Origin of the sequence: Sphingobium nicotianae (genome assembly GCF_018603885.1) — a bacterium.
Classification (GTDB): Bacteria; Pseudomonadota; Alphaproteobacteria; order Sphingomonadales; family Sphingomonadaceae; genus Sphingobium; species Sphingobium nicotianae.
This window is the reverse complement of the sequence record NZ_JAHGAW010000008.1, coordinates 70429-93242: the sequence shown is the minus strand read 5'-3', so window position 1 is coordinate 93242 and position 22814 is coordinate 70429. Positions and strand designations below refer to the sequence as shown.

Sequence of the window (22814 nt, the reverse complement as noted above, 5' to 3'; positions counted from 1 at the left end):
GCGAACATCGCACGTATCCCCGATATGAAAATATAAAACTTTTCTATTTCAATCACTTAAGAGTGGTTTTCTTATCACGCCGAACATGTGTAGGACAGTCGCCAAAATCGGCGGACGATCATCACGGGAGAGAGACATGCGCATCGGCAAGCAGGACAATGCGGTCACGGGCATCAGCACCTCGGACGCGCACAGCATCACCGTGCGCGGGCTCGACCTGTGCGACGAGGTGATCGGCCAGTGGGACTTCACCAGCTATTTCTGGCTGCTGGTGACGGGGCAGAGGCCGAGCGAGACGCAGCGCTCGCTCGCCGACGCGACGCTCTGCGCCATTGCCGAGCACGGGCTGGTGCCGAGCGTGGTCACCGCGCGCATGACGCTCGCGGCAGGGCCGGAAGCCTGGCAGGGCGCCGTGGCGGCGGGGCTGCTCGGCTGCGGATCGGTGATCCTCGGCAGCGCCGATCTCGCCGGGCAATTCCTTGCCCAGACCATCGCGCGCGCCGCGGATGAGGGCCTGTCCGATCAGGACGCTGCCGTCGCCGGGATCAAGGCACTGCGGGCCGAGAAGAAGGCGGTGCCCGGTTTCGGCCATCCGCAACATTCGGAAGGCGATCCACGCGCGCTCAAGCTGCTCGCGCTGGCGGCGGAGAAAGGCGTCGTCGGGCGCCACATCGAGATGCTCCATGCGGTGCGCGATGCCATGCCCGAGGCGATCGGCCGCCCGCTGCCGATCAACGTCAACGGCGCGATCCCGGCGGTGCTGCTCGATGCCGGCTTCCCGCTCGCGGCGCTCAAGGGCATCGCGCTGCTCGCACGCACGGCCAGCCTGATCGGCCATCTCAACGAGGAACAGGAGCGGCCGATCGGCTTCATCATGGGCGGCGCGGCGGCCGACCGGATCGACTTCGAGGGCTAGGACGCGCGTTCGCTGGGCCTCGGGGCGGGGAATGACGCTCCCCCTCCCGCAAGCGGGAGGGGGACATTGTCCTTACATCACCGCACGCCGCCCAGCGCCACATCCGTCCGCCGCACCGCATCCACGAAGGCGGCGAGCCTGGCCGGGTCGAGGTGATCGCCGGTGCGCACGCCGCTGCACAGATCGACTCCAAACGGCCGGACGCGCCGGATCGCCTGCCCGACATTGTCGGGAGCAAGGCCGCCGGCGAGATGGACGGGCAAGGGACTCACCTGAACGAACCGCGCGCTGACGGCCCAGTCATGCGGGAGGCCGGTTCCGCCATAGGAGGGCCTCGGCGCATTGGGCTTGCCGGAATCGAGCAGGAAGGCATGCACATGCGGCGCATAGACCGGGATGAGGTCCAACGCCTCGGGTCCTTCGACATGAATGACCTGCACGCGGCGTAGGCCGGGCGCGAGCGCGGCGAGCCGTGCGGATTCGGCGGGGTCGAGATATGAGAGGATCTGGATCGTGGTCGCGCCGGTGCGACGGGCCCGCGCGGCAAGGACCTCGGCGGTCGGCGCGGCGCTCAGCACGAAAGTCTCGATCGACGGCGGCACCGCCGCGATGATGCCGGCTATCTCCTGATCAGGGATGGTGCGCGCTGTCGGCGGCGTCAGGGCGACAAAGCCGATCGCATCCGCACCAGCCGCGATCGCCTGGCGCGCTTCCTCCGCCGATCGCAGGCAGCATATCTTGATCCGGGTTCGCATGGCGACATCTCGCACGCCGGCATGGACGCGGCAACGACCATGTCACGCTCCGCATCATTGATGCACGAAAGCTGGTGACGGCGCCGCGCGGGGCGTTATAGAAACGCCCCTATGAGGATATTGTCTCGCCTGCTGGGCAAGGTCATCAAGCAGGGCACGCTTGCGATCACATATGCCGACGGAGTGCAGGAGCGCCTCGGCGCACCCTCGCCCGGCTGGCCCGATGTCGCCATCCGGCTGACCGACAAGGCCGTGCCGCGCGCCATCGTCTCCAATCCTGAGCTGGGCGCCGGCGAGTGCTTCATGGATGGCCGGCTCGTCTTCGACGAGGGGACGATCTGGCATCTGATCATGCTGGTCACGTCGCAGACCGCGCTCGAGAGAGGGACCGCGCTCAGCGAGCCGAGCCTGATCGGCCGCGCCGGCGAACGGCTCAAGCACTGGTACGACAATTACAACAAGCGCGACCGCTCGAAGGCCAATGTCGCGCATCATTACGACCTGTCGGACACGCTCTACGACCTCTTCCTGGACAAGGACCGGCAATATAGCTGCGCCTATTTCACCGATCCGGAGACGGTGAGCCTGGAGCAGGCCCAGCTCGACAAGAAGGCGCATATCGCCGCCAAGCTGGCGCTGAAGCCCGGCCAGAGCGTGCTCGACATCGGCTGCGGCTGGGGCGGTATGGCGCTGTATCTCAATCGGGTGGCGGATGTCGACGTGCTCGGCGTCACACTCTCCGAGGAGCAGCTCAAGGTCGCCCGGCGCCGCGCGCAGGAGGCGGGCGTGGCCGACCGCGTCAAGTTCGAGCTGATCGACTATCGCGACGTCAAGGGCCCGTTCGACCGGATCGTCTCGGTCGGCATGTTCGAGCATGTCGGCGCGCGCCACTATCGCGAATTCTTCCGCGTCTGCCAGAATCTGCTCAAGCCCGATGGCGTGCTGCTGCTGCACACGATCGGGCGGCTCGACGGCCCCTCATCGACCGACGCCTTCACGCGCAAATATATCTTCCCGGGCGGCTATGCCCCCGCGCTCTCGGAAATTCTCCAGGGCAGCGAGCCCAACAAGCTGCTGCCCACCGACATCGAGGTGCTGCGGCTCCATTATTACCACACGCTGCGCCACTGGTATCAGCGCTGCGTGGACGCGAAGGCGCAGATCGTCGCTTTGTACGACGAGCGTTTCTATCGCATGTGGACCTATTATCTGGCGGCGGCGGCATCCGGCTTCCTCTATGGCAGCCAGACCATCTACCAGCTCCAATATGTCCGCAATCGCCAGACCCTGCCGATCACCCGCGACTATATGAGTGAAGCTGAGGCGCGCTACCGGGCGCTGGGCTGAGGCGTCGACGCGGGGAGACGTTTCCCCAAGCTCCTTACGCCGCCTTCCTTGCCCGCAGTTCCAGCGCCGCAGTGATGAGATCGCGCGTATAGTCGGTCTTCGGGTTGGTGAAGATCTGCTCGGACGTGCCCTGCTCGACGATCTTGCCGTCCTTCATCACCACCACCTCGTGGGCAAGCGCCTTCACCACCTTGAGATCGTGGCTGATGAACAGATAGGTCAGGCCATGGCTTGCCTGCAGGTCGCGCAGCAGGTCGACGATCTGGGCCTGCACCGACATGTCGAGCGCGGAGGTCGGCTCGTCGAGGATGACCAGATCGGGCTTGAGGATGATCGCGCGGGCGATGGCGATGCGCTGGCGCTGGCCCCCTGAAAATTCGTGCGGATAGCGATCCAACACGTCGGGCGGCAGGCCGACTTCCTGGATGATCCGGGCGACCGCTTCGCCGCGCTCGTCCGGCGAGAGATCGGGCCGGTGGATCGGCAAGCCCTCGCCGACGATCTGGCCGATCGTCATCTTGGGGCTCAATGAGGCGAAGGGGTCCTGGAAGACGATCTGCATGCGGCGGCGCAGGGGCCGCATCTGCTTCCAGTTGCGCTCGTGGAGCTTCTCGCCGTCGAAGATGATCGCGCCATCGCTGCGGCTGATGCGCAGCAGCGCGAGGCCGAGCGTCGACTTGCCCGAGCCGGACTCGCCCACCACGCCCAGCGTATGGCCGCGCGGGATCGCGATGCTGACCCCGTCGACCGCTTTCACGAAGGCGCGCGGGCGGCCGAACCAGCCCTTGATCGGGAAATGGACCTTGAGATCGTCGGTGCTGACCAGCGCGGCCGGCTCGCCCTCGATCTTCAGCGGATCGCCGCGCGGCGTCGCGTCGAGCAGCTTGCGGGTATAGGCATGCTGCGGATCGTCGAAGATCTGCGCGGTGTCGCCCGCCTCGACGATCCTGCCGTTGGTCATCACGCAGACACGCTTGGCCATTTTGCGTACGACGCCGAGGTCGTGAGTGATGAGCAGCATCGCCATGCCGAGCCGCTCCTGCAGGTCCTTCAGGAGATCGAGCACCTGTGCCTGCACGGTCACGTCGAGCGCCGTGGTCGGCTCGTCGGCGATCAGCAGGTCCGGCTCGTTGGCCAGCGCCATGGCGATCATGACGCGCTGGCGCTGGCCGCCCGAGAGCTGGTGCGGATAGGATCGGAGGCGGTTCTCCGCATCGCGCAGGCCGACCAGCTTGAGCAGGTCGATGGTCTTGGCGATCGCATTGGCGTGCGAGATGCCCGGATCGTGCAGCTTCATCGCCTCGACGATCTGCCGGTCGATCGTGTGCAGCGGATTGAGCGCGGTCAGGGGCTCCTGCGGGATCAGCGCGACGCGATTGCCGCGGATGGTCTGCATCACCTTCTCGCTCGCGCCGACGATGTCCTGCCCGTCCAGCCGGATCGCGCCGGAGGGGTGGAAGGCGATCGGATAGGGCAGCAGCTGGAGCACCGACATGGCGACGGTCGACTTGCCCGAGCCTGACTCGCCGACCAGCGCCAGCGTCTCGCCCTTGCCGAGGGTGAAGGAGACATCCTTCACCGCCTCGACGATCCGCCCTTCCGAGCGGAAGTTGCAGCACAGATCCTCGACGGAGAGCAGGGGCGGCGGCGTGTCGGTCATGTCGATTTCCTCGGATCGAAGGCATCGCGCGCCGCTTCGCCGATGAAGATCAGCAGCGAGAGCATGGTCGCCATCACCGCGAAGCCGGCAATGCCGAGCCACGGCGCGTAGAGATTGTTCTTGGCCTGGTTGAGCAGCTCACCGATCGACGGGGAGCCGCGTGGCATGCCGAAGCCGAGGAAATCGAGCGCGGTCAGGATCGTAATCGACGAACTCAAGATGAAGGGCAGGAAGGTGATCGTGGCGACCATCGCATTGGGGAGGATGTGCCGGAACATGATGGTGCGGTTGCCGAGGCCGAGCGCGCGGGCGGCGCGGACATAGTCGAGGTTGCGCGCGCGCAGGAACTCGGCACGCACGACGTGGACCAGTGTCATCCACGAGACCAGCATCAGTACGCCCAGCAAAGCGAAGAAGCCGGGCTGCAGGAAGCTCGACATGATGATGAGCAGGTAGAGCATCGGCAGGCTCTGGAGTATCTCGATGCCGCGCTGCATGATGAGGTCGATCCAGCCTCCGAAATAACCCTGGATGGCGCCGGCGGTGATGCCGATGATCGAGCTGCAGAGCGTCAGCAGCAGGCCGAATGTCACCGACAGGCGGAAGCCGTAGATGAGGCGGGCGAGCACGTCGCGCGCCTGATCGTCCGTGCCGAACCAGTGGCGCGCGGAGGGCGCCGCCGGCGCGGCGGTCGGGATGCCATAGTCGATCGTGCGATAGCTGTAGGGAATGATCGGCCAGATCGCCCAGCCGCCGCCCTTGGCGATCATCGCGCGGACGGCGGGATCCTGGAAATTGGCTTCGGTCTCAAGCACTCCGCCGAAGACTGTCTCCGGATAATCCTTGAAGACCGGGGCGTAGAGCGATCCCTTGTAGGTCATCAGAATCGGCTTGTCGTTGGCGATCAGCTCGGCGAACAGGCTGACGACGAAGAGCGTCAGGAAGATCCACAGGCTGTAATAGCCGCGCTTGTGGTTCCCGAAATTGGCCCAGCGGCGGCGGCTGAGCGGGCTCATCCAATGTCTGGAACGGCGCGCGGCCGTCGCGGGCGCGACCTGTGTCTCGGCGTTCATCAGACGTCCCGCCTTTCAAAGTCGATGCGCGGATCGACCAGCACATAGGTGATGTCGCCGAGCAGATTGGTGACGAGACCGAGCAGCGAGAAGATGAACAAGGAGCCCAGCATGACCGGGAAGTCGCGGTTGATCGTCGCCTCGAATCCCAGAAGCCCGAGCCCGTCCAGCGAGAAGATCACCTCGATCAGCAGCGAGGAGGTGAACAGCACGCCGACGAACGCCGCGGGGAAGCCGGCGATGACGATGAGCATCGCGTTGCGGAACACATGTCCGTAGAGGACGCCGTTCTCGCTGAGGCCCTTGGCTCTTGCGGTGGTCACATATTGCTTGGAGACCTCGTCGAGGATCGAGTTCTTGGTGAGCATGGTGAGATTGGCGAAGGCGCCGATCACCATGGCAAGCACCGGCAAGGTGATGTGCCAGAAATAGTCGCCGATCTTCTGCATCGTCCCGAGCTCGGCCCAATTCTCCGATACCAACCCCCGCGCCGGGAAGATGCTCCAGAAATTGCCGCCGGCGAACAGCACGACCAGCAGCACCGCGAACAGGAAGCCGGGGATGGCATAGCCGATCGTCACGAAGAAGCTGGTCCACGCATCGAACTGCGTGCCGGCGCGCACCGCCTTGCGGATGCCGAGCGGCAGCGCGACGAGATAGGTGATGGCGGTGGTCCACAGGCCGAGCGAGATCGAGACCGGCAGCTTGGAGACGATCAGATCGACGACTGGCTGGTCCTTGAAATAGCTGTTGCCGAACTTGAAGCGGGCGAAGTCGCCGAGCATCTTGAGGTACCGCGTGAGCACCGGCTTGTCGAAACCGTAGAGCTTCTCGAGATCCTTCACCATCTCGGGGTCCAGCTCGCCAGTCATGGTGAGGCCGCCGCCGCTGCCGCCGCCAGCCGTCGCGCTGGTATCGGTGCTGCCGCCGATCGTCGCGGTCGCGTCCATCGCCTGCCCGGCGAAGCGCGCCTGGATCTGGTCGATGGGCCCGCCGGGCACGAACTGGATGATGATGAAGCTCACCGTCACGATGCCGATCAGGGTCGGCACCATGAGCAGCAGGCGCCGCGCGATATAAGACCAGAGCGCTGTCATTGATATCGTCCCTGCGTGATCCGGGCATCCTTGACGGGGTCGAGCCACCAGGTGTCCAGCGATGTGAAGGAGAAATTGTAGGTCGGCTGCCTGGCGGGGTGGCCGAAGCGATCCCAGTATGTGACCGGCATCTGCCCGATCGGCGCCGGGTAAATGTGATGCATGGGAATGGCGTAGTAATTCCACAACAGGATGCGATCGAGCGCGCGCATCGCCGCCACGGTGGTCTCGCGATTCCGGGCGGTCAGCATCGCGGAGAGCATCGCGTCCGCCGCCGGATTCCTGACGCCAGGATAGTTGAATTGCTGCGGCGTGTCGGCCGCTTTCGACCCCCACATCAGGGTCATGCCGTAGCTCGGCGTCTCGTAGCCCGCGAACATCGGCGCGTTGAGCAGCAGGTCGTAATCATAATTACGCAGCCGCTGGCGGAACTGCGCGGTGTCGAAGGAGCGATAATTAACGGCGATGCCGAGCTGCCGGGCGTTCTCGATGAACAGGGATACCTGCCGGTCCATCAGTGGCGAGTAGCTGACGAGATTGAGCGTGACGGGCTGATCGCGCCGGTCGAGCAGTCGGCCATTCGCGATACGATAGCCGGCGCTGCGCAGGATCTCCGCGGCCGCGACGATGTTGGCCCGGCGATTTGTCCAGCTGCCGCCGATCGGGAAACTGGCCGCCCTGGTGAACAGCTCGGGCGGCACCTTGTCGCGGACCGTTTCCAGCAGTTTCAACTCCTCCCCGCTCGGCAGGCCGCGCGAGGCGAACTCGCTGTTGGTGAAGAAATTGGTGATGCGGCCATGATGGCCCTTCAGCAGCACACGCCGCGACCATTCGAAATCATAGGCCAGCATCAGCGCCCGGCGCACCTGCCGATCGGCGAGGAAGGCGCGCCGCGTGTTCATGACGATACCGACATAGAGCGAGGCGTTGCTGTAGGGGATCAGCTCGCGCTTGATCTGGCCCGAGCGGAAGACGGGCATCCGCGCCTCCGTGTCCCAGCGCTGGGCGCTGCTCTCGAACTTGAGATCGCTGTTGCCCGCCAGGAAGGCTTCGTTGGCGACGGTGCCGTCCCGATAATAATCCTGCCGGAGAATGTCGAAATTGTGCCGTCCCTTGTTGACCGGCAGATCGCGCGCCCAATAGTCCCTGACCCGCTCGAACTCGATCCAGCGCCCGGCGCTGAACTTGCCAATCTTGTAAGGTCCGCTCGCCAACGGACGGTCGAGACTGGCGGCCATGATATTGTGCGTGCGGTAATAATGGGCGGGCAGCAACCACATGTCCATGACCGTGGTCGGCAAGCTCGGACTGTTCTTCGCGGTGAAATAGATGCGCACGCTGCGCGGCCCGGTCTTCTGCGTCCGCGCCACGGCGGTCTGGACGCGTTTTAGGGCGGGCGTCACCAGCCCCTTAGCCTGATCGATCGTGAAGATCACGTCCTCCGGCGTGATCGGCCGCCCGTCGTGCCAGCGCGCCCGCGGATCGAGATGGAACTCCATCCAGGCCAGATCCCTGGGATAAGTGATCGACCGGGCGACCAGCGGATAGCGCGCGGCCGGCTCGTCGCCCGCGCGGCGCATGAGACTGTCATAGATCACCACCAAGCCGAGCGGCGCGGTGCCGAGCAGGTTCATGAGGTTCAGGCTGTCGAAACTGCCGGTATTGGCATAGCGATAGGTGCCGCCCTTGGGCGCATCGGGATTCACATAGTCGAAGTGGGTGAAGCCGGGGGCATATTTGGGCCTGCCGAAGGCGGCGTAGCTGGTGCTGCTGATCAACGGGCCGTCGTCCTGCGCGGCCACCGGCGCGACATCGACGGACAGGAGCAGCAGAAGGGTGCAGAGCAGGCGAACCGGGAAGCGAAGCGACACCAGGCGGCGCGCGGGGCGCATACAGGCAGGCCGCAGGGCCGCCGCAGCGGGGCTCAGCATCGTGGCTCTCTCCCATGAAGGGCGCCGCTGTTCGGCGTCCCGTGAATGCCGGCAGGCGCGCCGACATCCGTCAGACTAGCTTTGGTTGAGAGATTAAACAATTTGGTTCGAAGGCATGTCGGCGCGCCCACGTCCGGCCTCACAATCCGGCGCGGCGGCGCGCATAATCGCCGTAGCTGAGCTTCGCCTCCTTGGCCTTGTCGATCCACCAATGCTCCATGAGCATCATGGGGAAATAATAGGTCGGCTCGACCGGCGGACGGCCGAACTTGTTCCAGTAGGCGATCGGCATCTCACCCAACGGGGCGGGGAAGATGTGCTGCAGGGGCACGGAATAATAGCCCCACATCGCCACCCGATCGAGCGCGCGCATCGCCGCGATGATGGTGTGCCGCTCCCGCGCCGTCGCGATCGTCCTGACCAGAGCATCGACTGCCGGGCTGCGGATGCCGGCATAATTGGTCGAGGCGGGGGTCCCGGCGGCCTTGGATGACCAGGCCTGCATCATCTCCAGCCCCGGCGCGGCCAAAGGCGCGAACAGGGGGGCGGTGATCATCATATCATAATCATAATTGCGCACCCGGTTGCGAAACTGTGACGTGTCGAAGGCGCGATACTCTGCGGCGATGCCGAGGCTGCGCAGATTGGCGAGGAACAGCGACACCTGCCGGTCGTACAGCGCCGACGCGGCGCTCAGGGTCAGCACCATCTGGCGACCGGTGCGCGGATCGATCAGCTTGCCATCCTGGTAGCGATAGCCGGCTTGGCGCAGCAGCGCGGCTGCCTCGATCAGATTGCGCCTGCGCAAGTCCCACGTCCCGCCGACCGGCAAGCTCGGCGGGCGCGTGAACACCTCAGGGGGCAATTGCTTGCGATAGGGCGCGAGCAGCGCCAGTTCCTCCGCATTCGGCAGGCTGCCTTCCGCCGTGAAGGGCGTGTTGGCGAAGTAACTGCGCAGCCGGCCATAATAGCCGCCCAGCACCACGCGCTTCACCCATTCATAGTCATAGGCAAGCAGCACCGCCTTACGCACGCGCCGATCGGCCAGCTGCGGCACGCGCGAATTGAGGAAGATCGACTGATAATAGGCGCCGTTCGCGTAAGGGACCGTGGCACGCACGATATTCCGGTTGCGATAGACGGGCATCCTGTCCTGCGCGGCCCAGCGCGAGGGCGCCAGCTCGGTGCGCCAATCGGCCTGCCCGGTGAGGAAGGCCTGCTGCATCATGTTGACGTCGCGATAATAATCGTGCCGCACGATGTCGAAATTGAAGCGGCCCTTGTTGATCGGCAGGTTCGCTGCCCAATAATCCTTGACCCGCACCAGCTCGATCCAGCGCCCGGCACTGAACCGGCCGATCTTGTAGGGCCCGCTGACCAGCGGCGGGTCGAGCGTCGGTCGGGTGAAATCGCGGCTGCGATAATAGTGCGCCGGCAGGATCGGCATCTGCGCGACGATGCTCGGCATCGTCGGGTTGTTCTTGAGCTTGAAATAGACGCGCACGCTGCGCGGCCCGGTCTTGACGACCTTGTCGATCGACTGGCTGATGCGGCGATAGGCGGGCGCGACGAGGCCGCCGAACGCCTTGACCGTGAAGATCACATCCTCGGGCGTGATCGGCTGGCCGTCATGCCAGCGCGCCTGCGGGCGCATCCTGAACTCGGCCCAGGCGAAATCCCTGGGGTAGCTGATCGTCTCGGCGATCAGGCCGTAATAAGAGGCAGGCTCGTCCAGGCTGCGCTGCATCAGGGAATCATAGATGAAGGTGAGCGCGAAGGGCGCCGTGCCCATCACCGAGAAATAATTGAGGCTGTCGAACGTACCGCCATTGGCGAAGCGGTAGGTGCCGCCCTTCGGCGCGTTTGGATTGACATAGTCGAGATGGGTGAAGCCGGCGGGATATTTGAGCTTGCCGAACACGGCATAGCCATGGCTGGTGGTGATGCTCGCCGGGTCGTCGCGGGTCGGCGCGGTCGCGGAACTGGCGGGCATAGCCCGGTTGGCGACGTTGGCAGAAAGGAGCAGCGGCAGTCCCAGCAGCACCAGCGCATTTCGCCCGGTGCGCAGCACGCGTGACGCGCCGCGAAGCAGCATATCGTCTTCCTCTCCAAACGGGCTCCTCGGCCCCGAACAGTCTGAATCCGCCGGCCTTTTCTGCGACTCGGTCGAATGCAGCTTTAGTACACACATTAAGCAATTTGTCGGGGATAACGCAATGCGATCGATCGCGCTCAGCGTGAACCGCGAACTTGCCCAAGCGCACAGCTTAGATGACAAGGTCCACCACTGCCGGATGCAAAGAGCGGGCGATCAGTCCTGCAGCCGTGCGACGAGCATCCGAGCAGCCGCCGAGACATCGCGCCAGGTGATGTCGAAGCCGTCATCCAGACCGAAATAAGGATCGGCGACAGCCTCACCCTCGCGTCCCGGGACGAGATCGAGCAGCAGCGAGACGCGCGCCCTGCCGCCTGCCGGAGCGAAGAGGCGCAGCGCCGTGAGATTGTCGCCATCCAGCGCGAAGATCTGGTCGAACCGGTCGAAATCCGTGCGCTCGACCTGGCGGGCGCGATAGGCGGAAATGTCGATGCCGTGGCGCAGGGCGATCGCCTGCGCGCGCCGGTCGGGCGGATTGCCGACGTGCCAGTCGCCGGTGCCGGCCGAATCCGCGATCGCCGCCAGCCCGGCTTGCGCGGCGGCCTGCCGGAACGCGGCCTCGGCTAGGGGCGAGCGGCAGATATTGCCGAGGCAGACGAACAGGACGGACGGGATCGGCATCGATCGGCGGTAGCAGGACGATCCGGCACTGTCATGTGCGGGAACGCCCTCGCCGCCCGATGCGTTCACTTGCCGACTCAACGAAATGGGAGACCGCTCATTCTCGACAAGCCGCGCCTTGCCGTGCCGCCGCTCGTTCCGCCACGGGAAATGAGCCTGTTCCTCGACCTCGACGGGACGTTGCTTGATCTGGTCGACGATCCTGGATCGGTGGTCGCCGATGCGTCGCTGCGCGGACTCCTGACCCGCGTGACGGAGCGGCTCGACGGCCGGGTCGCGATCGTCAGCGGCCGGTCGATCGCGCAAATGGATGCGATACTGGGCCCGCTGGCGCACGAACTGGCAATTTCGGGCAGTCATGGCAGCGAGCATCGCTGGCAGGGAATCGCCGCGCATCCGGTGCGGCCGCCGGCGCTCGACGAAGCCCATGCCCGGTTGCGGGACTTCGCCGATGCCCATGCCGGCGTGCGGGTCGAGGACAAGAGCTACGGCGTCGCGTTGCATTATCGCACGGCGCCGACGATCGAACCGGAGGTGCGGACGCTCGCTGCGGAACTCGCCGAGGCGCTCAACCTCCAGTTCCAGCCGGGCAAGATGATGGCCGAGCTGCGGTTGCCCGGCGGCGACAAGGGCAAGGCCGTGCGCATGCTGATGGGCCGCGCGCCGATGGCGGGAACGCGGCCCTTCTTCCTGGGGGATGACGACACGGACGAGCCGGGCTTTGTCGCCGCGCGGGATCTGGGTGGCGCGGGTATCCTTGTCGGCTCGCGGACGGTCACCGCGGCGCTCTATGCCCTGCCCGACCCGGCCAGCGTGCACGATTGGCTCGCCCGGATCACTGCATGACCGCGACGCTCGATCTCTGGCCGATCGGCAATTGCCAGGTCTCGGCGCTCGTCGACCGCAATGGGCGCTTCGTGTGGGGCTGCGTGCCGCGCGTCGACGGTGATCCGGCCTTCTCCTCCCTGCTTGATCCCGCCGAGCGTGCGGCGCCCGGCGCGCGCGGCTTCTGGGAGATCGACCTGGAGGACTGCGTCACCACGACCCAGCATTATGTCCGCAACACGCCGGTGCTGGTGACGCGCCACACCGACAGCGCCGGAAACAGTGTCGAGATCACGGATTTCTGCCCGCGCTTCTTCCGCCGAGGGCGGATGTTCCGGCCGGTCGCCTTCGCCCGGATCGTGCGCCCAGTGGTGGGAAGCCCGCGGATCCGCATCCGCCTGCGCCCCTCGCGAGACTGGGGCGCGCGCGATCCGGCGCAGACGCGCGGCACAAACCACATCCGCTATCTGCTCGACGCCATGACCATGCGGCTCACCACGACCGCCCCGGTCGGCTGGATCCTCGACGAGCGGCTGTTCCGCGTCGAGCGGCCGTTGCATTTCTTCCTGGGGCCGGACGAGAGCTTCTCGGAGGATCTGCGCCCGGCGCTGGACACGATGCTCGACCGCACCGTGCGCGAATGGCAGGCCTGGGTGCGCGGCCTCGCCATCCCGGTCGAGTGGCAGGAGGCGGTGATCCGATCGGCGATCACCCTCAAACTTTGCCAGCATGAGGAGACCGGCGCGATCGTCGCGGCGCTCACCACCTCGATTCCCGAGCATGCCGACAGCGGCCGCAACTGGGACTATCGCTACTGCTGGATCCGCGACGCTTATTATACGGTGCAGGCGCTCAACCGGCTCGGCGCGCTCGACGTGTTGGAGAGCTATCTCGAATATCTGCGCAACATCGTCGACAATGCGCGTGGTGGGCACATCCAGCCGCTCTATGGCGTCGGCGGCGAGGCGACGCTGACCGAGTGGATCGCGGAAGGGCTCGCAGGCTATCGCGGCATGGGGCCGGTGCGTGTCGGCAACCAGGCGGCGGAGCAGATCCAGCACGACGCCTATGGCCAGATCGTACTCTCCAATACTCAGAGCTTCTTCGATCAACGTCTGTTCCGGATGAGCGGCATCGACGATTTCCATGCGCTGGAGACGGTCGGCGAACTCGCCTGGCAAGTGCATGACAAGCCTGACGCGGGCCTGTGGGAGCTGCGCACCAGGAGCCATGTCCACACATATTCGGCCGCGATGTGCTGGGCGGCCTGCGACCGGCTCGCCAACGCAGCAAGCGCGCTGGGCCTGCCGGAACGCGCCACCTTCTGGCAGGATCGCGCCGACACAATCCGCGCCGCGATCGAGAAAGCCGCCTGGCGCGACGAGACGGGGCGCATGTCCGCCACCTTCGGCGGGGACGATCTCGACGCCAGTATCATCCAGTTGCTCGACCTGCGCTTCCTCTCGCCGGGAGACCCGCGCTTCGGCAGCACGCTCACGGCGGTCGAGGAAGGCCTGCGGCGCGGCAGCAACATGCTGCGCTATGCGACGGAGGATGATTTCGGCCTCCCCAGCACGGCGTTCAATGTCTGCACCTTCTGGCTGATCGAAGCCCTGCATGCCACCGGTCGGAACAGGGAAGCGCGTGATTTATTTGAGGAAATGTTGAGCCGCCGAACTTCGGCTGGTCTCCTTTCCGAGGACATTGATCCCATAACGGGTGAACTTTGGGGCAACTATCCCCAGACCTACTCGTTAGTAGGCATGATCAACTGTGCCGTGCTATTGAGCAAACCCTGGAGCGCCCTGAGATGACGCGCCTCATCATCGTTTCCAACCGTGTCAGCCCGCCGACGGGTGACGGAAAAGCCAATCAGGGCGGCCTCGCGGTCGCCTTGGCATCGGCTCTGCGCGCGACGGGCGGGATCTGGTTCGGCTGGTCGGGCAACGAGACGGACGAGTTTACCGGCCAGATCAACATTTCCAAGACTCACGGCGTGACCACCGCGACGATCGATCTGGAAGCGCAGGACGTCGAGGAATATTATAACGGCTTCGCCAACCGCACGCTCTGGCCGCTCTTCCACGACCGCATCGACCTCGCCGAGTTCGAGCGCGGTTTTGCCGGCGGCTATGAACGGGTCAACGCTCGCTTCGCCGACACGCTGATGCCGCTGATCGCGCCAGACGATCTCGTCTGGGTGCATGATTATCACCTCATCCCGCTTGGCAGCGAGCTGCGCCAGCGTGGTGTCCGCAACCGCACCGGCTTCTTCCTGCATACGCCCTGGCCGGTGATGCGGCTGCTGCTCTCGCTGCCGAGCCATCGTCAGCTGGTGGAGGCCTTGTTTGATTATGACCTGATCGGCTTCCAGTGCCAGGCCTGGCTCGACAGCTTCATGGAATATGTCGTCAGCGAGTTCCAAGGCGTCGATGTCGACGAACTGGGCACGATCCGCATCGGCGACCGGGTGACGCGCGTTATCGCCTGCCCGATCGGCATCGACACACAGGATTTCATGGCAAGCGCCGCCAGCGAGGAAGCGGAAAGCGCGCGGCTGGAGATGCTCGCCAGCCTGCACGACCGCTGCCTGATCATCGGCGTCGACCGGCTCGATTACAGCAAGGGGCTGGAACAGCGCTTCCATGGCTATGAGCGCCTGCTGCTCGACCAACCGGAATTCCAGGAGGAGGTCTCGCTGCTGCAGATCGCCCCGCCCTCGCGCGCCGAGGTCGTGAGCTATCAGGACATTCGCAAACAGCTCGATGCGCTCTCCGGCCACATCAACGGCGAGTTCGCGACAGTGCACTGGGTGCCGCTGCGCTACGTCAATCGCGGCTATGACCGCACCTCGCTCGCCGGCATGTTCCGCGCCTCGCGCGTGGGGCTGGTGACACCCCTGCGCGACGGCATGAACCTTGTCGCCAAGGAATATGTGGCCGCGCAAGACCCGGAGGATCCGGGCGTGTTGATCCTCTCGAAATTCGCTGGCGCGGCGGAGCAGATGACAGAGGCGCTGCTGGTCAATCCCTATAGTCCCGAGGAGCTTTCAGACGCATTGGCACAAGCGCTGCGCATGCCGCTCGAAGAGCGCCGGCAGCGGCATCGCGCCTTGCTGAAATCGGTCGAGCGCGAGGATGTCCATTGGTGGCTGCGGACTTTCCTGGACGCGCTCGAGCAGGATCGAACGGAACCGGAACAGGACGGGGCGGACGTGATCTCACTGGAGGAAGCGCGCCATGGCGGCGGTGGTCATCACGAGGGCGGCGCTCATCCAGTGGAAGCGCGGAGCTTCGGGTAACCGCCGAAATCCACTCCGTTATGGGAGCGGCGTGGCGAGCAGTCGCAGCGTCGCCTCGTCGCGTACACCGCCATACCAGCGCACCAGCGCCTCGCCGAACGCCGCGCCACCATCAGCCGCCTCGAACAGCGTCAGGCAGGAACGCAACTTCGCCGCGTCCACATCGCCGAAGACGCGCACCGGATCAGGATCGGCCGGCTTCGCCAGGGCAGCGACGCATTCGCGCAGGCGCGGCGCGAGCAGCGGATGCGCCAGATAGGCGCGCGCTTCCTCGATCGAGGAGATGCCGTAGCGCACCGCCATCGGGCTGCGGCCGAGCGCGACATGCTGGGGGAAGATGAACCACATCCAGTGGCTGCGCTTGGCGCCCGCGCGGATCTCGGCAAGGGCGCGCGGGTAGATCTGGTCCTGCGCCTTGACGAAGCGCTGTAGGTCGAAGGGATCGTCGCTCATAGGGACACAACTCAACCGGCCAGCGCCTGTTCCGCGGGTGCCCCTTCAGCCAGTGCCTGTTCAGAAGGCCCGTTTGCGAGGCGCGCTGCGGCGAAGGCGAGAACGCAGAATGCGCAGAGCCCGACCGGCACCAGCAAAGCCAGGAAGAAACCGCCCGACGAGACATTGGCGCCGATCAGCGCCGCGCCCGCCATTGATCCCGCCACCGCGCCGAGCCGCGCGACCGTGACGGCGAGGCCGATGCCGGCCGACAGCATCGTCGCCGGATAGATGTTCGCCGCCACGGCGGGCAGCGCGATATGGGCGCCGCCGACACCCATGCCGATCAGCAGCAGGATGAGCCCCCAGCCGGCGAAGCCCGGCGCGACGAACGTGAGCGAGACGAGGGCGAGCGCAACCAGCCCATAGCCCGCGAGCAAGGCCGCGATCGTGCGATGCCGATCGATCTGCGTCGCCAGCAGCAGCCCGCCGAGCAGACCGCCGAGCTGCACGATCGCGGCTAGCAGCGAGGCGTTCTCGAAGGTGAAGCCGGCGCGTTTGAGCACGGTCGGGAGCCAGCTCGTGATGGCATACATGCTGAGCGCGTTGAAGCAGAACAGCCCGCAGAAGATCGCGGTGCGCAAGACGAGACCCCGGCGCAGCGGGGCGAAGATGGGGATGTCCGTCCACGCGCGCACTGGCTGGGGCGCTGTGGCGGGGAGCGGGATACGCGACAGATAGAGCGCGACGACGAGCGTCATGACCAGCATCAGCACGCCCGGCGCGAAGAAGGCCGCTTGCCAGCCATGCGCCCGGGTCAGCCAGGGCACGACTGCGCCCGCGCCGGCCGCGCCGATGGGGATGCCGCACGAAACGATCGTCATCGCGCTCGCCCGGCGCTCGGCGGGAATGATCTGCGCAAGGATCGCCAGCACATTGGGCAGGCAGGCGCCAAGGCCGATGCCGGTCAGCAGGCGCCACCAGAAGAGCGCGCCGGGCGTCGTCGCCAGTCCCGTGCCGATCGTCGCCAGACTGATGACGGCGAGCGAGGCGACGGTCGTGACCCGCCGCCCGAACCGGTCACCGAGCGGCGCGAGCAGGAAGGCGCCGAGGCCTAGCCCGATGACGACGGCGGACAGCGCCAGGCCAAACGTCGCGGGCTGGACGCCCCAGAGCGGCGCGAGATGCGGCACGACGATCGGCATCGCCCCCATGTCATACCCGTCGATGACCATGATCAGCATGCTGAGCAGGCCGACGATGACCGCCTGCGCGGCGGTGGCGGGGCGTGGTGGTGCGGTTGCCTCTGTGCTGGTCATGATCTCCCCTTCCCCCTTCTTCCGTCACCCAGCGCAAGCTGGGGTCTCGTGCGATGACGCGCCATGACGCGGCAGACCCCAGCTCGCGCTGGGGTGACGATCTTCATCGGACCTTCAATCGACGGTCGCCACCATCCGCTCCGCCGCCAGGGCCGGCTTGCCCAGGATCAAGTCGGCGGCTTTCTCCGCGATCATGATCACCGGCGCGTTCGTGTTGCCGCGAATGATGCTGGGCATGGACGAGGCATCGACGACGCGCAGCCGCTCGATGCCGCGCAGGCGCAGTTCGGCATCCAGCACGGCATTCGCCCCTGCCCCCATCGCACAGGTGCCGACCGGATGCCCGCCGCTCATCACCGTCGCATTCAGCCAGCCGTCGATCGCCTCGTCGCTCTCCACTCCCGCGCCGGGGGCCAGTTCGGCCGCGACGAGCATCTTCGCCGGCAATGTCCCCATGAAGCGGCGCATGAAGCGGACCGAACTGCGCAGGCGCGCTCGGTCCCCCTCAGCTGCCATGAAATTGAGCAGGATCTTCGGCAGTGCCGCCGCATCGGTCGAACCGAGCGTGATCGTGCCCCGGCTCTCGGGATTCAGCAGCAGGGAACCAGCCGAGAATTCATGCCCCGCGCCCTTGCGCCAGCCCGGGAACCAGGGCCGCGCCTGATAGCTGGAATGGACGATCTGGAACTGGACGTCCGGCCGGTCCTGCCCCGAGTCGGAGCGCAGGAAACCCTGCACCGACATGGGACTCTGCGCCATCGTGCCGGTGCCGAACAGTTGCCAGCGGATCGCATTCCAGGCCAGGCGATCGACGCGCAATTTGTCGTCGAAGGCGATCGGGCCGGCGGCCGCCCAGAAGCTGAGCGCGATCGGGTGATCCTGCAGATTCTGGCCAACGCCGGGAGACTCCAGGACAAGCTCGATGCCCATCTCGCGCAGATGCGCGGCCGGGCCAACACCCGAGAGCATCAGCAATTGCGGCGAGTTGATCGCGCCGCCGGAAAGGATGACCTCGCGGCGCGCCCGGATCTGGCGAAGCTGGCCGCCGCGCCGAAATTCGACGCCGACGGCACGGCCATGCTCGATCAGGATACGTGTCGCCAGCGCATCGGTCTCGATACGCAGATTGGCGCGCTTCTTCACCGGGTCGAGAAAGGCGCGCACGGTGCTGTGGCGACGGCCATTCCTGATCGTGCAGTCGGGAATGCCGAAGCCGTCCGGCTCGGGAACGTTGAAGTCGGGCGCCTGCGGATAGCCGAGCTGCTGGGCCGTCTCGATGAAGGCCGGGAACAGCACCGGGTCGGGCTTCATCGGCGAGACGTGCATCTCGCCGGAGCCGCCATGGACGGCATCGGCCCCGCGCCAATGGGTTTCCGAGCGCTTGAAGTAAGGCAGCACCTCGTTATAGCCCCAGCCCGGCAGGCCGCTGTCGCGCCAGCCGTCATAATCGGCGCGGTGGCCCCGAATATACATGGTGCCGTTGATCGAGGAGCAGCCGCCCAGCACCCGGCCGCGCGGGATGGGCTGGACGCGGCCGCCCATGTGCGGATCGGGCTCGCTCTGGTTTCCCCAGATGAAGCGATCCATGGCGGATGCCTGCATCCAGGTAAGCGGCATGTCGATCATCGGGTGGCGGCATTCTCCGCCCGCTTCCAGCAGCACGACCTGCGCGCCCAGCTCGGCGCTCAGGCGATTGGCCAGCACGCAGCCGGCGCTGCCCGCGCCCACGATGATGAAATCCGCCTCGTCCACCGACACGTCCACTGCCTCGCCCTCTCCTGCGAGCCTTGCGCGGCCCGTCCGAAACTGGTCTGAAGGAGCGCACCGACAAGCGCAAGAGGAGAGGCATGCGGTACACGTCTGCGGAGGAAGTCAATCTCGCGCTGGTGCGCGGGCTGTTCGACAAGGTGCTGAACCCGATGGACTCGTCAGCGGTCGATCGCTTCATCGCCCCGGACTACATCCAGCATAATCCCAATGTGGAGACAGGGCGGGAGCCGCTGAAGGCGTTCCTCGATTTCATCCGCAAGGAGAGCCCGGAGGCGGTTCACGACGTCAAACGCATGTTCGCGGATGCGGACCATGTCATCGTGCATTATCACGTTCGCCGCTGGTCGGGGGATCAGGGTTTCGCGGTGATCGACATCTTCCGGATCGAGAATGGGCTGATCGCGGAGCATTGGGACGTGTCGCAGGACGTCCCCGTCGGTGGGCCGAATGTGAACGGGATGTTTTAATTCTTCCTAGCCCCTCCCCTTTAGGGGAGGGGTTGGGGTGGGGCTGAGCATCGCAGATCGCTGTGCGACACCCACCCCCTACCCCTCCCTTGAAAGGGAGGGGCTAAGTAATATTCAACTCTGGTGATGCTCGCCCTCGGGCTCCGCCGCAACCGGCGCCGGGTCGAGGCCATGCTCCAGTGCGTCCTCGACCTTTTCGAGCCAGACAAACTTGAGCTTGTCGCGGGTGCTCGCCGGAATGTCGTCATAGTCGCGCTTGTTGCGGGCGGGCAGCATCACCTGCGTGATGCCGGCGCTGGCGGCCGCCACCACCTTCTCCTTGATGCCGCCGACCGGCAACACCAGCCCGCGCAGGGAGATCTCGCCGGTCATCGAGGTGTCGCTGCGGATCGTGCGCCCCAGGAACAGTGAGGACAGGGCCATGAACATCGCCACGCCCGCGCTCGGGCCGTCCTTAGGTGTGGCGCCGGCCGGAACATGAATGTGGATGTCGTGATTCTCGAAATCCTTCGGATCGATGCCCATCCGCTCGGCGCGGCTGCGCAGCAGGCTGAGCGCGGCTTGCGCGCTTTCCTTCATCACGTCGCCAAGCTGGCCGGTGAGGGTCAGGCGGCCATTGCCGGGCATGCGCGTCGCCTCAATGAAGAGGATGTCGCCGCCGACCGAAGTCCAGGCCATGCCGGTCGCGACGCCGGGCACGCTGGTGCGCTGCGCCACCTCATTCTCGAAGATGCGCCCGCCGAGCACGTCCGCCAGATCCGTCTCGGTGATCGAAACGTGGGTCTGCGTGCCGTCCGCGATCGAGACAGCGGCATGGCGGATGGTCTTGCCGATCTCGCGCTCCAGATTCCGCACACCCGCCTCGCGGGTATAATATTCGATGATCGCCGTCAGCGAGGCATCGTCGATCTCGACCTGCTCAGGCGTCACGCCATTCGCTTCGAGCTGGCGCTTCACCAGATATTTGCGCGCGATGTTCAGCTTCTCCTCGGCGGTGTAGCCGGCGAGGGTGATGATCTCCATGCGGTCGCGCAGCGGCCCCGGGATGGTGTCCAGCATGTTCGCCGTGGCGATGAACACGATGCGCGAGAGATCGAACGGCACGCCGAGATAATTGTCGCGGAAGGTGCCGTTCTGCTCGGGATCGAGCACTTCGAGCATCGCTGCGGAAGGATCGCCCTGCACGCCGCGGCCCATCTTGTCGATCTCGTCGAGCATCATCACGCAATCGCGCGTACCCGCCTTGCGGATCGCCGAAATGATGTTGCCCGGCAGCGCACCGATATAGGTGCGACGGTGGCCGCGTATCTCCGCCTCGTCATGCACGCCGCCCAGGCTCACCCGCACGAACGGGCGGCCCATGGCGCGGGCGATCGACTGGCCGAGCGAGGTCTTGCCGACGCCGGGAGGTCCAGCGAAGCACAGGATCGGCGCCTTGCCCTCGGGCGCGAGCTTGCGCACGGCCAGATATTCCACGATCCGCCGCTTGATCTTGTCGAGGCCGTAATGATCGTCGTCCAGCACCTGGCGGGCGGCGGCGATGTCGATCTCCGGCTCCTTCTCGGGCAGCGCCCAAGGCAGCTCGGTCAGCCAGTCGAGATAAGTACGGATGATGCCATGCTCGGCCGCGCCCTCGGGCATGCGTTCCAGCCGGCGCAGCTCCTTGGTGGCTTCCTTCTCGACCTCGGGCGGCATCTTGGCGTTGGCGATCTTCTCGGCCAGCTCGGCAATCTCTTCCGACTTGCCATCGTCCTCTCCGAGCTGCCGCTGGATCGCCGCCATCTGCTCGCGCAGAATATGCTCGCGCTGACGGCCGGTCAGCGTCTCCTGCACATCCTTGCCGATCTCGGCGGAGAGGCGCAGCACCTGCAGGCGCTGCTCCAGCAGGCGGGAGACCTTGTCGAGCCGCGCGCCGAGCGCGACCGTCTCGAGAATCTCCTGCTTCTGCGCGGGTTCGATGTCGATATAAGCGGCGACGGTGTCGGCCAGCGTCGACGCGGAAGGGATATTCTGGATCGCGTCGGCGAGGCCCTGCGGCGCCTGCGGCAGCAGCGCGACCGTCTCCAGCGCCTGCTTGCGCAGGTTGATCGTCCGTGCCTCGATCTCCGGGCTCTTATCGTCGACCGTGGCGATCTGCTCGACGCGCGCGACCAGGAAAGGCCAGCCTTCGAGGAACTCGATGACACGGAAGCGGCTCTCGCCCTGCACGATCAGATGATGCGTGTCGTCCTGCGCGGTCAGATAGCGCAGCACATTGGCGAGCGTGCCCATGCGGTGCATGTCGTTGCCGGTCGGCTTGTCGAGCGCGGGATCGCGCTGGGCGAGCACGCCAATCGGGCGGCTGCCCTGCACGGCCGCCTGCGCGGCGGCGATCGACATCGGCCGATTGACGCTGAGCGGCAGGACGACGTCCGGGAACATCACGAAGTTGCGCACCGGGACCAGGATGATCGCATCCTCGGGCAGCTCCGGGTATTCCGGGGCGTCCGTGACGGGTTTGTCTGCGAGCGTGGCCATCAGCGCTGCCCTCCATTCACTTTGTGGAGCGTGACGAGCAGGCACCCGTGGGCGCTCGATCGACGCACATTGTCATAATGGCCGCGCGGCAACGGCAGGCGACGCTCGAAACGGCCCTGCGGCAGTTCGAGGCGATGGATGCGCGCGTGGCGCAACTCCGGCGGCAGGATGCGCTGACCCTGCACGACGAGCACGCCTTCTTCGATGTAGGCATCGGTCTGGTCGAGATCGACGCCGGGCAACGCAACCAGCACAAGCAGCTCGCTCGCCGTCTCGATCATGTCGCACGGCGGCTCCCAGTTGGGCATACCGCCGGCCGGTCGCGAGGGCGCGAAGCTTTGCTGGTGGAGCCGTTCCATCTTGTCGATGAGATCGACGGCGTCCGCCCACATCCAGTGCCGTGATCGACCAGAATTCATCACTGCTCCCCCTTCCGAGCGGGTCGCCCTCGCGAAGATGCGCGGCGTGCATCCTATAAGGAAATTGCGCGACGGTTTTTCAAGGAGGCATTCTTCTCCCCTCCCGCAGGCGGGAGGGGCCGGGGGTGGGCGTGCACCCTCGCGAGGCCGATCCATCTTGCGGAACGTCGCTTGCCCACCCCTAACCCCTCCCGCCTGCGGGAGGGGGA

Annotated in this window: 18 protein-coding genes; 6 read left to right on the top strand and 12 right to left on the bottom strand. The window is 65.8% G+C overall.

The window, feature by feature from the left end; translation table 11 throughout:
- The first annotated feature begins 136 nt into the window (after positions 1-136).
- Positions 137-916 (top strand): citryl-CoA lyase, encoded by a 780-nt coding sequence (locus KK488_RS12960; RefSeq protein WP_214624106.1) that lies wholly within the window; start codon positions 137-139, stop codon positions 914-916.
- 77 nt (positions 917-993) lie between these two features.
- Here KK488_RS12960 and KK488_RS12955 read toward each other — a convergent pair whose 3' ends face one another.
- Positions 994-1671, bottom strand: coding sequence for a phosphoribosylanthranilate isomerase (locus KK488_RS12955; RefSeq protein ID WP_214624105.1), 678 nt, complete (start codon positions 1669-1671; stop codon positions 994-996).
- Between the two features lie 111 nt (positions 1672-1782).
- Between KK488_RS12955 and KK488_RS12950 the strand changes: the two genes are divergently transcribed.
- Positions 1783-3018 (top strand): SAM-dependent methyltransferase, encoded by a 1236-nt coding sequence (locus KK488_RS12950; protein ID WP_214624104.1) that lies wholly within the window; start codon positions 1783-1785, stop codon positions 3016-3018.
- 34 nt (positions 3019-3052) lie between these two features.
- On the opposite strand, the gene KK488_RS12945 is transcribed toward KK488_RS12950, so the two are convergent.
- The 6 genes from KK488_RS12945 to KK488_RS12920 all read right to left on the bottom strand — a co-directional run bounded on the left by KK488_RS12945 (position 3053) and on the right by KK488_RS12920 (position 11555).
- A complete protein-coding gene (locus KK488_RS12945; RefSeq protein WP_214624103.1) occupies positions 3053-4678 on the bottom strand; it encodes an ABC transporter ATP-binding protein in 1626 nt (541 codons plus the stop codon).
- Entirely contained in the window at positions 4675-5751 is a 1077-nt protein-coding gene (locus tag KK488_RS12940) for an ABC transporter permease (RefSeq protein ID WP_214624102.1), read from the bottom strand. Before KK488_RS12940 ends, KK488_RS12945 begins: the two co-directional genes overlap by 4 nt.
- On the bottom strand, positions 5751-6848 hold the full coding sequence (locus tag KK488_RS12935) for a microcin C ABC transporter permease YejB (protein WP_214624101.1): 1098 nt from the start codon (positions 6846-6848) through the stop codon (positions 5751-5753). Before KK488_RS12935 ends, KK488_RS12940 begins: the two co-directional genes overlap by 1 nt.
- A complete protein-coding gene (locus KK488_RS12930) occupies positions 6845-8779 on the bottom strand; it encodes an extracellular solute-binding protein (protein ID WP_250890389.1) in 1935 nt (644 codons plus the stop codon). Before KK488_RS12930 ends, KK488_RS12935 begins: the two co-directional genes overlap by 4 nt.
- Before the next feature lie 139 nt (positions 8780-8918).
- Positions 8919-10874, bottom strand: coding sequence for an extracellular solute-binding protein (locus tag KK488_RS12925; protein WP_214624100.1), 1956 nt, complete (start codon positions 10872-10874; stop codon positions 8919-8921).
- 216 nt (positions 10875-11090) lie between these two features.
- Complete coding sequence (locus KK488_RS12920) at positions 11091-11555, bottom strand: low molecular weight protein-tyrosine-phosphatase (RefSeq protein ID WP_214624099.1); 465 nt, start codon at positions 11553-11555, stop codon at positions 11091-11093.
- Between the two features lie 150 nt (positions 11556-11705).
- Here KK488_RS12920 and otsB point away from each other — a divergent pair, with 150 nt between their 5' ends.
- Genes otsB through KK488_RS12905 form a run of 3 tightly spaced genes read left to right on the top strand, consistent with a single transcriptional unit; the run spans position 11706 to position 15681 of the window.
- Positions 11706-12401 (top strand): trehalose-phosphatase, encoded by a 696-nt coding sequence (otsB, locus tag KK488_RS12915; RefSeq protein ID WP_250890387.1) that lies wholly within the window; start codon positions 11706-11708, stop codon positions 12399-12401.
- Entirely contained in the window at positions 12398-14194 is a 1797-nt protein-coding gene (locus KK488_RS12910) for a glycoside hydrolase family 15 protein (protein WP_214624097.1), read from the top strand. Before otsB ends, KK488_RS12910 begins: the two co-directional genes overlap by 4 nt.
- Entirely contained in the window at positions 14191-15681 is a 1491-nt protein-coding gene (locus tag KK488_RS12905) for an alpha,alpha-trehalose-phosphate synthase (UDP-forming) (RefSeq protein WP_214624096.1), read from the top strand. Before KK488_RS12910 ends, KK488_RS12905 begins: the two co-directional genes overlap by 4 nt.
- Positions 15682-15699: 18 nt before the next feature.
- On the opposite strand, the gene KK488_RS12900 is transcribed toward KK488_RS12905, so the two are convergent.
- The 3 genes from KK488_RS12900 to KK488_RS21705 all read right to left on the bottom strand — a co-directional run bounded on the left by KK488_RS12900 (position 15700) and on the right by KK488_RS21705 (position 19196).
- Positions 15700-16134, bottom strand: a complete 435-nt coding sequence (locus KK488_RS12900; protein WP_214624095.1) for a DUF1810 domain-containing protein — start codon at positions 16132-16134, stop codon at positions 15700-15702.
- Between the two features lie 11 nt (positions 16135-16145).
- The gene (locus KK488_RS12895) at positions 16146-17432 is read right to left on the bottom strand and encodes an MFS transporter (RefSeq protein ID WP_214624094.1); all 1287 of its coding nucleotides are present in this window, start codon (positions 17430-17432) and stop codon (positions 16146-16148) included.
- A gap of 114 nt (positions 17433-17546) precedes the next feature.
- The gene (locus tag KK488_RS21705; protein WP_214624093.1) at positions 17547-19196 is read right to left on the bottom strand and encodes a GMC family oxidoreductase; all 1650 of its coding nucleotides are present in this window, start codon (positions 19194-19196) and stop codon (positions 17547-17549) included.
- Between the two features lie 83 nt (positions 19197-19279).
- Between KK488_RS21705 and KK488_RS12885 the strand changes: the two genes are divergently transcribed.
- Entirely contained in the window at positions 19280-19669 is a 390-nt protein-coding gene (locus tag KK488_RS12885; protein WP_214624092.1) for a nuclear transport factor 2 family protein, read from the top strand.
- Between the two features lie 114 nt (positions 19670-19783).
- Here KK488_RS12885 and lon read toward each other — a convergent pair whose 3' ends face one another.
- Together lon and KK488_RS12875 are read right to left on the bottom strand one after the other, a co-directional pair.
- A complete protein-coding gene (gene lon, locus KK488_RS12880) occupies positions 19784-22186 on the bottom strand; it encodes an endopeptidase La (RefSeq protein ID WP_214624091.1) in 2403 nt (800 codons plus the stop codon).
- The gene (locus KK488_RS12875; protein WP_250890385.1) at positions 22186-22605 is read right to left on the bottom strand and encodes an Hsp20/alpha crystallin family protein; all 420 of its coding nucleotides are present in this window, start codon (positions 22603-22605) and stop codon (positions 22186-22188) included. The genes lon and KK488_RS12875 overlap by 1 nt, the downstream gene beginning before the upstream one ends.
- Positions 22606-22814: the final 209 nt, after the last annotated feature.